The organism is Lachnospira multipara LB2003, assembly GCF_000702205.1.
In the GTDB taxonomy this organism is placed as follows: domain Bacteria; phylum Bacillota; class Clostridia; order Lachnospirales; family Lachnospiraceae; genus Lachnospira; species Lachnospira multipara_A.
Window position 1 is genome coordinate 435710 of record NZ_KL370871.1, and the last position, 13993, is coordinate 449702.

10 protein-coding genes are annotated in these 13993 nt (G+C 33.6%); 1 reads left to right on the forward strand and 9 read right to left on the reverse strand.

Translation table 11 applies throughout. The annotated features are described in order from the left end of the window. Nucleotides 1–131 precede the first annotated feature (131 nt). Entirely contained in the window at nucleotides 132–1172 is a 1041-nt protein-coding gene (locus T537_RS0111525) for a M42 family metallopeptidase (RefSeq protein WP_027438846.1), read from the reverse strand. Nucleotides 1173–1216: 44 nt separating this feature from the next. Further along, nucleotides 1217–1663, reverse strand: a complete 447-nt coding sequence (dtd, locus tag T537_RS0111530; RefSeq protein WP_027438847.1) for a D-aminoacyl-tRNA deacylase — start codon at nucleotides 1661–1663, stop codon at nucleotides 1217–1219. Between the two features lie 223 nt (nucleotides 1664–1886). Between dtd and T537_RS0111535 the strand changes: the two genes are divergently transcribed. After that, nucleotides 1887–3467 (forward strand): glucose-6-phosphate isomerase, encoded by a 1581-nt coding sequence (locus T537_RS0111535; protein ID WP_031558131.1) that lies wholly within the window; start codon nucleotides 1887–1889, stop codon nucleotides 3465–3467. A 153-nt stretch (nucleotides 3468–3620) separates the two neighbouring features. Here the strand turns inward: T537_RS0111535 and mnmA are convergent, their stop codons facing one another. The 7 genes from mnmA to mgtE all read right to left on the reverse strand — a co-directional run bounded on the left by mnmA (nucleotide 3621) and on the right by mgtE (nucleotide 13967). Next, on the reverse strand, nucleotides 3621–4691 hold the full coding sequence (mnmA, locus tag T537_RS0111540; RefSeq protein ID WP_051555048.1) for a tRNA 2-thiouridine(34) synthase MnmA: 1071 nt from the start codon (nucleotides 4689–4691) through the stop codon (nucleotides 3621–3623). Between the two features lie 70 nt (nucleotides 4692–4761). Continuing rightward, entirely contained in the window at nucleotides 4762–5685 is a 924-nt protein-coding gene (cysK, locus tag T537_RS0111545; protein ID WP_027438850.1) for a cysteine synthase A, read from the reverse strand. Nucleotides 5686–5749: 64 nt separating this feature from the next. Next, the gene (locus tag T537_RS0111550; protein WP_051555049.1) at nucleotides 5750–6145 is read right to left on the reverse strand and encodes a hypothetical protein; all 396 of its coding nucleotides are present in this window, start codon (nucleotides 6143–6145) and stop codon (nucleotides 5750–5752) included. Nucleotides 6146–6274: 129 nt separating this feature from the next. Next, nucleotides 6275–7318 carry an anthranilate phosphoribosyltransferase gene (gene trpD, locus T537_RS0111555; RefSeq protein ID WP_031558137.1) on the reverse strand — a complete coding sequence of 348 codons (1044 nt, stop codon included), beginning with the start codon at nucleotides 7316–7318 and terminating at the stop codon, nucleotides 6275–6277. 378 nt (nucleotides 7319–7696) lie between these two features. Next, nucleotides 7697–11902 carry a SpaA isopeptide-forming pilin-related protein gene (locus T537_RS0111560; protein ID WP_031558141.1) on the reverse strand — a complete coding sequence of 1402 codons (4206 nt, stop codon included), beginning with the start codon at nucleotides 11900–11902 and terminating at the stop codon, nucleotides 7697–7699. Between the two features lie 208 nt (nucleotides 11903–12110). Further along, the gene (locus tag T537_RS0111565; protein WP_027438853.1) at nucleotides 12111–12488 is read right to left on the reverse strand and encodes a MerR family transcriptional regulator; all 378 of its coding nucleotides are present in this window, start codon (nucleotides 12486–12488) and stop codon (nucleotides 12111–12113) included. Nucleotides 12489–12548: 60 nt separating this feature from the next. Then, entirely contained in the window at nucleotides 12549–13967 is a 1419-nt protein-coding gene (mgtE, locus tag T537_RS0111570) for a magnesium transporter (RefSeq protein WP_031558143.1), read from the reverse strand. Between the last annotated feature and the right edge of the window lie 26 nt (nucleotides 13968–13993).

Here is a 13993-nt window from a genome sequence, read left to right on the forward strand (position 1 = left end):
AGAATACTAAAAGGAAGTTCTAATTAGTTTATGGTAAAACACAAAAGTTAGAACTTCCTTTTTATTATTTTGAAAATGTCGTTTTTTAACTAGATTTACTATATCTGTTTTTTACAAAATACAATTATGAATTAAAGCTCCACATAAGCCACTAATAATTTCATTGTATTAAGGGCACCTTCCTTATGACTTCTCTCATATCCATGGGAAGCATAAACCCCTGCACCAATAAGGCCATGCTTAATGTCATAACCAGCAGATAAAGTTGCCTCAACATCTGAACCATAGTGAGGATAAACATCTACTGCATAATCAGCCCCTGCTTTCTTGGCAGCCTCAATAAGGCCCTTAACAATTGAGAAAGCGTAAGGTCCACCGCTATCCTTAGCACAGATTGAAACCTGCTTTTCAGTACATGTAAGGCCTTCACCTACACAACCCATATCTACAGAAATAGCCTCAGTAACTCCCTCTGGAACAGAAGCACAACCACCGTGGCCTACTTCCTCAAATACAGTAATATGAATATAAATTGCACGCTTTGGTGTAATCTTATTGTCTGCGATATATTTTGCAAAGCCTAATAAAATACCTACACTTAACTTATCATCAAGGAATCTACTCTTAATATAGCCAGACTTGGTGATTCTTGCATTAGGTTCAAAGCAAACAATATCACCTACGCTAATTCCGAGCTTTCTAGTATCCTCCTCAGACTTAACGTCCTCATCAAGTACAACCTCACAACTATCAAAAGTTCTCTTAGTATCATTATATTCTCCATTGACGTGAATACTTGCGTTATTTAACTGGAAAGTACCTTCATATTCTCCATCAAACTTAGTAATTACTGTAACATTTTCTGTCTCAGCATTATTGGCATTCATACCTCCAAGTGGGGTAACTACTAAACGACCACTAGACTTAATGGAAGATACCATACCACCCAAAGTATCTGTGTGCGCCTCTAGAAGAAGGCCATTTTCCTTATCCTTTCCACCAATATTAACTAATACGCCACCTTTATTAGTTAACTTAGCTTCAAAACCTAACTTTCTAAACTCTTCTAAACAGTAGTTTGCAGCATCCTCTGTGTAACCTGTTGGTGAGTTAATATTTAATAGCTCTAGAGTTTTTTCCATAATGAAATCTTGATATTCATTAAAGTTCATTTTCCCTGCTCCTTTATAAATGTATTTTGATTTATGTCTTATTTTTACAAATCCCTTGAATCAAGGCAAATTGTAAATGGTCCATCGTTAGTTAAGGACACCTGCATATATGCTCCAAATTCACCTGTTTCTACCACAGGAATCTCTTTTTTACATTCAGCAATTATATACTCATATAGCTCGTTAGCAAGCTCTGGCTTACCTGCATTTATAAAACTTGGGCGATGTCCCTTTTTGCAATCAGCATAAAGCGTAAATTGAGAAATAAGTAAAAGCTCACCATTTACATCCTTTAAAGAGAGATTAGTCTTGTCGTTCTCATCCTTAAAAATTCTCATACCAATAAGTTTTTTAATCATCTTATCAGCCACTTCTTTAGTATCTTCATTAGAAACTCCGATTAATACGCAAAATCCCTTTCCGATTTCACCAATAACCTTGTTATCTACTTTAACGTTAGCGTTAGTTACTACTTGAATTACAAATTTCATTTAACATCCTCACTTAAAATATTCTCGTAAATATTATACATGGATAGATGTCATAATGCATTCATTTATTTTCTTAAAACAATAATATAACTTTGTGCAATTTATAACAAATTCTCTTTATATTGTTGTTACAAGCACCAAAAAGGAGTATAATTTTCTCATATTGTGTTTAGAACAATTTAAAAAATACTTGCAGAAAAAACTGCATGATTGGAGGTTTTATATGGTTAATTGGAGTAATATGGATACTCTTAGTGCTTACGATGCACTTACAAAAGCTAAAAAAGTTGACCTTACAGAAGTAATGGCTGGCGAAAATGGAGCTAAGAGAGTTAAGGAAATGTCAGTAGCTATGGGAGCTGGTCTTAGCTACAATTACGCTTCAAAACAAGTAGATGAAACAATAGTTGACGCATTGGCAGATCTTGCCAAGGAAGCTCAACTTACAGATAAATATGCAGCATTATATAATGGTGAAGTTGTTAACACAGGTGAGAAGAGACTTGTTCTTCATCAGTTAACTAGAGGTCAGTTAGGTAATGACGTAATAGCTGATGGCGTTAATAAAAGAGAATTCTATGTTAACGAACAGAACAAAATCGCTGAATTTGCAAAGAAGGTTCATTCTGGCGAAATCACAAATGCTGCAGGTGAGAAATTCACAACAGTAGTACAGATTGGTATCGGTGGTTCTGACCTTGGTCCTCGTGCTATGTATCTTGCACTTGAGAACTGGGCTAAGAAAAATAACCACTTTAAGATGGAAGCTAAATTCATTAGCAATGTAGATCCAGATGATGCAGCAGCAGTTCTTAATTCAATTGATGTTGCTCACTCAATTTTCGTATTAGTATCTAAGTCAGGTACAACACTTGAGACATTAACTAACGAATCATTTGTTAAGGATGCCTTAAAGAAAGCTGGTCTTGATGCTTCTAAGCATATGATAGCTGTAACAAGCCAGACATCTCCACTTGCTAAGTCTTCAGACTACTTAGCAGCATTCTTTATGGATGATTATATTGGTGGTCGTTTCTCTTCAACATCTTCAGTTGGTGGTGCAGTACTTTCTCTTGCATTTGGTCCTGAAGTATTTGCTGAATTCCTTGAAGGAGCAGCTAGTGAAGATGAACTTGCTAAGAATGACGATATTAGAAAGAACCCAGCAATGCTTGATGCATTAATCGGTGTTTATGAAAGAAATGTACTTGGTTACCCATGTACAACAGTTTTACCATACTCACAGGCTTTAAGCCGTTTCCCAGCTCACTTACAGCAGCTTGATATGGAATCTAATGGTAAATCAGTTAACAGATTTGGCGAGCCAGTTAATTATAAGACAGGTCCAGTTATCTTTGGTGAACCAGGAACTAACGGACAGCACTCATTCTACCAGTTATTACATCAGGGAACTGACATTGTTCCTCTTCAGTTTATTGGCTTTAAGAATAATCAGCTTGAAACAGATGTTAATATTCAAGATAGCACAAGCCAGCAGAAGCTTTGCGCTAACGTAGCTGCTCAGATTGTTGCTTTTGCATGTGGTAAGAAGGATGACAATGCTAATAAGAACTTTGCAGGTAACCGTCCATCAAGTATTATTATTGGCGATCAGTTAAATCCTAAGACTCTTGGTGCATTACTTGCTCACTTCGAGAATAAGATTATGTTCCAGGGATTTGTATGGAATATTAACAGCTTCGATCAGGAAGGTGTTCAGCTTGGTAAGGTTCTTGCTAAGAAAGTACTTGCTCATGAAACAGACGGTGCTCTTGCAGTATATAGCCAGTTACTTAACATCTAATTATTAGATATCTAATTATAATTTATAATAAAAAAAGCCCTCAAAAGCTATCTTAACTTGATTAGCTTTTGAGGGTTATTTTTATTCATCAATAATTTTATTAATTTCTAAACGTGATATTCTAATTAACTAGCAAATTAATTAGCAGATTAACTAGCAGATAACTCCACCACCAACTACCACATCACCGTCGTATAATACAACTGCCTGACCTCTTGTAATAGCTCTCTGGGGTTCATCAAATACCACTCTAATTCTATCTTCATCAATCTGTTCTACGGTTGCTGGCTGCTCTGTCATACCATAACGAATCTTAGCCTTAATATGACGTGGTTCATATAAATTCTCAACTGAAATAAGATTAATATTAGTAGCTTCTAATGCAGTCTTAAATAAATCCTCATTAGAACCAATAACTACCACATTTTCCTTAGGGTCAATATCTACAACAAAGGCTGGATGACCTAGGGCAATACCAAGGCCCTTTCTTTGACCTATAGTATAATGCACATAACCTTTATGCTTACCAAGAACATTGCCCTTAGTATCTTTAAATAAGCCTTCCTTATATTTCTTATTTCTGTATCTTTCCATAAAGCCAACGTAATCACCATCTGGAACAAAGCATATATCCTGACTTTCGTGCTTTTTAGCATTAACAAAGTTATTCTCAATGGCAATTTCTCTAACTTCTGTTTTTTTGTAACCACCTAATGGAAAAATTGTATGTGCCAATTGATTCTGAGTCATTGTGTATAATACATAGCTTTGATCTTTAGATAAATCAACAGCCTTTTTTAATACATATCTTTGTGTGTTCTCATCTTTTTCAATTCTTGCATAATGACCTGTAACAATATAATCGCAATCAAATTGTTCCATTTTATCAAAAAGGTGATCAAACTTAAATCGTCTATTACACTCAATACATGGATTTGGTGTTAAACCATTCTCATAGCTACATACAAAATGCTCTATAACCTCTTTCTGGAACAAATTTTCAAAATGGAAAATATGATAAGGCATATCAAGTCTTTCACAAACGCTTCTAGCATCCTGAGTGTCCTTTAATGAGCAACATGTGCTAAGCATATCTTCGCCAATTATATTGTTCTCATATAAACGCATTGTACAACCAACGCATTCATATCCTTCTTTCTTCATTAAATGAGCTGAAACGCTACTATCAACGCCACCACTCATTGCTATTAATGCTTTCTTCATTATTTCTCCTTAATCTAAACTACTTATCTAGTGTATTTTAATATAATAATTCCAGAATAAAAAGTTCATTCTAATTAAATAGTTCAGTCGATAAATACCTATCACCAGAATCTGGAAGAATTACTACTATATTCTTTCCCTTATTATCTTCCCTATTAGCAACAATTTTAGCTGCAGCAAGGGCAGCACCTGAAGAAATACCAACTAATACCCCCTCAGCCTTAGCAAAATTGCGACCTTCAATAAATGCATCCTCATTATCAATTGCAATTACTTCATCATAAATTGATGTATCTAATATCTTAGGTACAAAACCAGCACCAATACCTTGAATCTTATGTGGACCAGCTTCCTTACCAGAAAGGACTGCGCTAGTACTTGGCTCAACAGCTACAACCTTAATATTAGGATTTTGCTTTTTAAGATATTTACCAATACCTGTAATTGTTCCACCTGTACCAACTGTAGCTACTAAAATATCTACCTTACCATCTGTCTGATCCCAGATTTCTGGACCTGTAGTTAATATATGAGTCTCTGGATTTGTATCGTTATCAAACTGTCCAAGAATAATTGAACCTTCAACTTCTTTGTTTAATTCATTAGCCTTATCAATTGCTCCCTGCATTCCCTTATCTCCAGGTGTCAAAACGATTTTGGCACCATAAGCCTTTAATAAATTTCTACGTTCTACACTCATAGTATCAGGTAATGTAAGAATACACTTATATCCAAGAGCTGCTGCCACTAATGCTAAGCCAATACCTGTATTACCACTTGTTGGCTCAATAATTGTAGCACCCTTTTTTAATTTACCACTTTCTACTGCAGCCTCAATCATATGAAAAGCTACTCTATCTTTAATAGATCCAGCAGGATTTAAGTATTCAAGCTTTGCAAGAATTGTTGCTTTAGTATCATTTGCATAATTATTTAACTGTAATAAAGGTGTATTACCTATAAGTTCAGTTGCGCTTTGTTTTATTTTACTCATTTTTTTCCTCCAAAAAGCATAACATTTAGTTGTTATAAATTAAATTGCATTCATTATAGTTTTACTATTCTTCTTCCTCAAAATCAAACTCTTTAAAAAGATATTTTCTTGCAAATAGTAAAATTGCAATGGAAATTACTCTTATTAAGACATAAATAGCAGCCTCGTGGCCTGCCACAAGTCCTCTAGCTATGGCAAAAATAAGAACTTCAATTATAGTATTCATAGAATGTTTAACAAGCATTCTAACAAACTCTATAACAATAATTACACTAAATGCCGAATTTAGCAGGTTTTCTAAGTACTGAGAGGCTTCTATACTGCCAAAATTAAAAGCTTCCATAACTACATTGAAGCCTCCATAAAAAACACCTACGAGCAAAATTGCCGCTATAATTTTTTCAAGAAATGTAGGCATCTTAATAATCAATTTATGAAATGTCTCTCTACTTCTCTTCATTATAAGCTCCTTATTATGTATTATTTATTTCTAATTAACACTATGTGTAAAGCCGATAATTGCTTATACTGTTAATTTTATAATAAATAAAATACATGGGCAACTAAACTTTATATAAACACATTTTATTTAGCAGGCAAGACCATTTTCATCATCCACTTCATTACTAATTCTAATCATATTATCAAGAACTTCTAGGGCCTTACCTGAATCAATTATTTGGGCTGCTAAATTAACGCCTTCCTTAAAGGAATCAGCCTTACCACCTACATAAATTGCTGCTCCTGCATTAAGTAAGACAGCATCCCTTTTATGTCCTTTTTTTCCACTAAGAATTTCCTTTGTTATTTTAGCGTTTTCCTCTGGAGTTCCGCCCTTTAAGTCATCCTTAGTACAAGAATTTAGTCCAAATTCTTCAGGAGTTATTGTGTATGTTTTATACCATCCATCTCTAATTTCACATACCTTAGTTGGAGCTGACATAGAAATCTCATCTAACTTATCCATGCCATAAACTACCATACCTCTCTTAACACCAAGATTAATTAAAACCTTAGCTAATGGCTCAACTAAATATTCATCATACACACCTAGAATCTGATATTTAGGAGAAGCTGGATTTGTAAGAGGTCCCAATATATTAAAAACAGTTCTAAAGCCTAGTTCCTTTCTAATAGCACCAACATACTTCATAGATGTGTGATACTTTTGAGCAAAAAAGAAACACATGCCAGCTTCCTTTAAAAGTTTAATACATGTCTTAGGACTTTGATTAATATTTACTCCCAATGCCTCAAGACAATCTGCTGTACCGCATAAGGACGAAGCAGCTCTATTACCATGTTTAGCAACCTTAATTCCTGATGCTGCAATTACAAGAGCCGATGTTGTAGATATATTAAAGCTACCTGCATTATCACCACCAGTACCAACAATTTCTAGAATATCCATTCCTGTATCCACCTTAAGGGCATGATCTTTCATAGCTTTAGCACAGCCAGCTATTTCATCTGCTGTCTCTGCCCTTGCACTTTTAGTTGATAGTGCTGATAAAAAAGCTGCATTCTGAGTAGGTGTAGTTTGACCACTCATAATTTCATTCATAACTTCATAGCTTTCTTCAAAAGTTAAGTCCTCTTTGTTTACGATTTTTACAATTGCTTCTTTAATCATATTTGCCTCCTTCAATCTCTTTGTCAGGAAACAATAAAAAAAGTCCCTGACAAATTTAAATAAAATTTGTCAAGGACGAATAAACTATATCCGCGGTGCCACCTTGATTCATGACTAATTCATGCTCTTAAGAGTACCATCATACTCCTGACAACTAACGAGTGTCTTCCGTCACGGATACTCAGATTAACCTTTCCCCATGCCCTCAGCGGCCCATATAAGAATCCCAACAGGACTCACGCATTCGCATACCGCTCGGCTTCCACCATCCCGAACTCTCTTAAGATAAATCTTGGCGCTAATATGCTTTTTCTTCCGCTTCATCGGTTTACTTTATTAAATTACTATTATTTAACCACGAAGATTAATATATGTCAACTAGTTTTCTTCTTTTTTTACTAGAGCTACAACAATTACTCCTGAAACAATAAGAATTATAGCAAGATAAATTACCGCACTAGCAGTCAAATCTCCTGTATTTACTGTATTCACGCTTATCTCATCAGCTAAAATTTCATCGTTATTTATCTCTATATCTCTAGCTCCATAAAAACTATTATCTACTATTACTAGTAAGTCATCATCAAGTGATACACTATTTTCCTTGCCAGTATTAGTTGGCTTAGTTGGCATTTTTGCTGTCTCAATATTAATATTTATGGCTGGTATTAACCATACACCATCTTCATCAGCTGCCACTTCAACTACACTATACTCTAAATCTGTAATTGAATCTTTTTTTAGTAGATTTGTTTTGTAGATGACCTCACCTTCATCTCCTGCTAATTCAAAAATATCCACCATTACAACAAGGCTCTTACTATTACCAAGCTCATCTCTTGAAATAATTTCATATTCCACTTCTGGTAAAAGAACTGGTGCATCAGTGTTAATCTCGCTATCCCAAGTTGGATCAGTTCCTGCCACAGCTAGGCCGTCCTCATAATTAACAGGCACAATAACAGTATGAATAGAATTGTCTTCTTTGCCATTTTTAGTTACTTGTAAATTATCAAGTGTTAAGCCCATATTTTCATCAGCTGTCTCTATTGCATCAATAGTCATTAATGAAGCATCAGAATTAATTTCACCAATGACATCATCAAAAACTAACTTAGCATTTCCATCTTCATTTACAATTCTAAAGCTAATAGATTTGCTTTCTTCTACAAAACCAGCAGGTTGCTTAGTTCTTGTTAAGTAGTAAACACCCTCTGTTAAATCAAGTGCATTTACTTCTCCATTAGATGTCCATTCCTTAACAAGGTTCTTTGTTGCAGTAGGATTTTTACTATATTCAAGCTTAAAGTTAGCATCCTTTAAATATCTTCCCTGTTTTGAAATATCATTAACATTTACAGTTGCACTTACCTTTGGTTTGGTATTTTCATAAGTATTTTTAGCTAGTTCTTTCTTTGCTGTACCAAGGCCTGGCGCACTTGGAGTTGTTATCTTAATTCCACTATCAAGACCACTTCCCATTGGTAATACATATCCTTCTGGAATCTTTGACTCAACTATTGTGTACTCTGTGCTCGGCTCTAATTCACCAAGACCATTAAATACTATTATACCATTGCTATCTGTTACTTTTTCATCTATAACTTTTCCATTAGAATCTATTAACTTAAAAGTAGCTCCAGATAATGGCTTTGTATTATCCATTTCATCTACAAGTTTTACAGTTAGATATGTAAAGCTATCTAATCCTGCATTTGAAAAATCTGCAACAGATGTATCCCATTTTGCTGTCGTTGTATTAGACACAGTAGAACCAACTAATTCAACATCATTAGAAATATCTGTCTGGCTTGCATCAAGCATCCTTGCAGTATATGTAAGAACATAAGCGCTCTTACCTACATTTGGAATATTAACTGTAAGAATTGTCTTACCTGCATCGTTTAAGCTAGTATTTATATCAGCTTCAGTAATAATACTTTCTCCATAAGGAATTAAGCTTTTTCCATCCTCTGATGATTCTGCCTTATATAACTTTATGCTGTCTTTTAGAAGTGTAAAGCTTGTACCCATTGTATCCCTTGCAAGAATGATCTGATTTTCATTCATGCCATCATAGATATCCTGACTATTAGGATTTATATAAACTGTAAAATCCACATCTGTCTTTTTATCACTTTGCTTACCCTGCTTTGTAATCATCTTATTAGTAATGTTAGTCTTAACTTCATTACTTGTTACGCTTTCATTTAAATCATCATCACTAAATTTTTCTCTTGTAAGCACAGCCTTATTGAATATATCAATATTTACATTATTTGCTAAATATTTATCATCCTTAAGTTTAGCTTTAAATGTAATGACCTTACTAGAATCAATATTTCCTAGTTTAAATTCAAGTAAATCACTGCCATTATCACTTGTAATTACTGGCTCAATTCCTTCACTTCCAACTAATGCTGATCCAGTTACATATTCAAGTCTACTATCTAACTTATCACTTATATTAACATCATTTAATGTCACATTTTTACTATTAACTGTTAAAGTATATGTAATTTCATGGGTCTTATAATTATAAGTTGATGCTTTCTTAGTTAGGACATTTCCTGCGTATGACTTAATTACTTCATCTGAAACATCTTCATTTCCAGTGGATGATAGAATCACCTTGTTAGTATATGAAGCTGACATGTTTCCTGCCCATACCTTACTTTGTGTATCATTAAGCTTTGTAGTTATAATAAATGTTGCAACATGTCCATTTAATTCATTAGAAAAATTAAAAATCGGATCATTCTTGCCATTCTCTGTATCAAAGCTTATTTCAGGTACAAAACTTGTTTTACTAGCATCTATAGTGATATCTGAAATTGATACAAATTCTAAACCTCGTGGCAATACATCTTTAATTGTTGCATCTACTAACTGCTGCCTATTCTTATTTACAGTAACCATCCATCTCATTTGATGATTCTTATAATCATCACTTGTTAAATCCAATGCCTTTTTTTCAATAGCTGACTTATATGTTGTTACTGTATCTGTAAAAAATGGTTTTGAAACCGATGGAGATCCAGCACTTGCACTTGTGCCATTTTTATCATAGTCATAATAAATTTTGGCACTATTAGTTGGCATTCCATGGTTTTCATTTAAGTATTTTTCCTGGTAATTCAAAATCTTAGTTGTATATGATACTCGATATGTCTTATTTCCAGACATAGTTTCGTTAAAATTAACAGTTAATACATTGTTATTATAAGATGGAGTAAAATCAATTACTGCACCTGTATCATTGCCATTAGAATTTATTTCCTTAACACTTATTGTGTTTAAATCTAAATCTATATTAACAGGCTTAGCATTTTTTAAACTATCTGGTGTTATGGTATCTACTAATCTTAGGTTATTTAAGGTAAATCCATTATTCTTAATATCAACTGTCCAAGTTGTATTACCATCTGAATCTATAGTGCTTCCTGTTTTTTCTACCCATTTGCTAAGAAGTGTTGGAATATTAACAGTTGCCACTATAGGTCCTAAATTAAGGTCTTCATAATCTGAATCCTTACTTGTAGCCTTAACTGTAAGACTATTTTTTACAATGTCGTTTTTTTCCTCTGTCATATTCTCATTAGTCTTACTTGCCATTCCAAGGGTATCAACGTAAGTCTTATATCTATATTTAAAGGTCTTATTGGCTTCTTCTATATCTGCACCAGTATATTCCCACTCTAATTTACTAGAATCGCTTAAAGTCACATCTTCCCAACTATCTGATGCTTCTTTATAGATCTGAAGAGAGCCCTCTTTGTAAATCTGGTTCTTATCAAGGCTATCTATAAATGAGTAATTATTGTATAAAACTGGTTTTGCATCGTTAGTAACAACTACTTCCCAATCAATATAACCTGTAGGATTGCCATTCTCATCATATTCTCTTGTGCCATTTTTAGTTACATTAGGTTCATTTAACTTATATTCGTTGATTTTTACCTTAAATACGTAATTATCACCAAATTTTAATTCATAAACCCCTGACTTAGTATCTGCTTCACTAAAATCTGATTGGCTAAACTTTAGTTGAAATCCTGCTATTGCATTAACAATATCCACAGTATTTCCTTCGCCTGGATCATAAGTTACATTAAGATATGTCTTTCCATTTTCAAACTCTACAGTACCAAAAGGCTTATCTATTCCACTAATTTTAACCTCAATATTCTCTGTCCCATTTTGTGTAAGAACATCTGGAACACTAGGCAAAAGATATTTTTCACCAGTATGAACTATAATTTCGTTCTTAGTTAAAGTTCCATTTAAATCTGGTGTATTATCGCCTACAACTGTAATAGGGCTTGCAAATTTATATGTAACAGATATTACATCGTCCAATGATATATCAGTATTAGAATTAGGACTAAGGGCCATCTTAGTTCCATCTGTCATTATTTTTTCAACTGTAATTGATGGGACTAATGTGTTAGCACTTTCATTATCATCTCCCACCGCATTAGCTATACTTCCTGTTTCTACTACTGCAGCCGCAACATAGTTTAAGATAACTGTATTAAGCAACACAATTATCCCCATTAGAGCAGCAAATATTTTCTTTTTCATTTTTTCATCCTTTCAGTTCGTTGTTGTCTGTTTTATAGGTCTTAAGTACTAGGGCATTATACCATTAGAAAATTCTTACTACAATAGCTGTACAAAAATAAAATATAAAAAAAGTGTAAACTCAACTGACAAAAATAGTTTCCATACACATTTAAGTCCAAAAAAAGCTGTGGTAAATAATTTACCACAGCTCTAATGCTATATTATATTAATCTCTCCACTTTAAAACACCTGTTTTTTCAGCTAATTCATATCTTTCGATTTTGTAATTTAACTTTTGCAGAGCGATATCATATTTTGCTTTAGCCTCTATAATCTGTTCTCTTACTTCCTTTAGCAAATTCGTTCTTGCCTCAATTGTTGTATCCCCTTGCTGATATAAGCGAACATATTCTATTAGCATTTCTATTGGAACACCTGCATCTCTCATGCAAATTGCGTTCTCAACCCAACCTAAATCCACTTCCTTATAGTCTCTGATTCCTCCTGATGTTCTTGTAACCTCAGGAATTACGCCTACTCTTTCATAATATCTTAAAGTATCTGGCGTTAAATTATATTTCGCACAAACTTCCTTAATCGTCATAATATCACCTCCGTTTACAGATATGATATACCTTAGAGTTAAGTCCAAGTCAACTAAAATTTAGCAAACTATATGCATAATATTTATAAGTAAAATCCAAGTTAGTCCGTAATATGTAACTACAGCTACTAAATCGTTAACAGTTGTAATCAATGGTCCTGATGCTACAGCTGGATCTACTCCAAGCTTTTTAAAAATGAGTGGAATACATGTTCCAACCATACTTGAAATAACCATAGCAAGTAACAGAGCAATACCTATACATCCTGATATTAAAAATGCCACTAAAAATGTCTGATGCTTAAATAGTGCAATATAAAGTCCAATTCCCACAAAAGAAAGGGTTCCCAGGAACAATCCATTAAGTAAGCCAACTTTCATTTCCTTGGTAATTAATCTAAATTGATTCTTTCTAGTAAGTTGTTCGTCCATTAAGACTCTAATTGTTACTGCTAGTGACTGTGTTCCAACATTACCTGACATATCTAGAATAAGTGATTGAAAGCATACTATAAGTGTAAGTTGTGCTACTACTGTTTCAAAAAGACCTACAACACTTGATACAATTAGCCCTAGCCCTAATAATAATACAAGCCATGGAAGTCTTTTTCTTACACTGGCTAAAATAGGTTCTTTCAAATCTTCTTCTGCAGACAAACCACCCAATTTAGCATAATCTTCACCCATCTCATCATCTACTACTTCAACTAAATCTTCAGCAGTAATTACACCAAGAATTCTGTTATCGTCTGACAAAACAGGTATTGATTTTTCAGAATAATCTTTTAATTTTTCTATACAGTCATCAATCTTCTCATCTACATATACATATGGATATGATGTGGAAATAACATCTAGCAAATCATCATTCTCTCTTGCAATAATTAATTCATTAAGACTAATTGTTCCATAATAAATATCATTCTCATCCATAACAAAAAGATTGGATATATTATCATGATTCTTAGCCTGTTTAATAAGAGAATTCATAGCTTCCTTAATAGTATAATATGAATAAAGGGTCACAAAATTAGTTGACATCTTACTACCAATTTCTTCTTCATCATATGAATAGAATTCAGTAATTGCCTTAATATGTTCCCTATCCATTAAACTTAGCCAAACCTTCTTCATCTTAGGGTCAGCTTTTTTAAGGATATCAACAGCCACGTCTGTCTCTACTAATTCGAGTATTCTAGATGCTCTTTTTATGTCTATTTCCTCCAATAGCTCACTGGCATTTTCTAGATACTCAAAAACATCTGCTAATGTCTGCAAATCAAGTAATCGATATATTAATTCTCTTTCCTTATAATTACAATTCTCAATTGCATCAGCAATATCACTAGCATGATATTCTGCAAGTTTGTCTTTAACTACCTTAGGTGTGCTTTTGCTCCTAATTAGTGTTAGTATCTCATCTTGAAAATCAATTTTTATCTTATCGTTATCCTTAAGTGTTTCATTTACGTTTGTCATATCGTCCTCCTTATTTCTAGATTTTA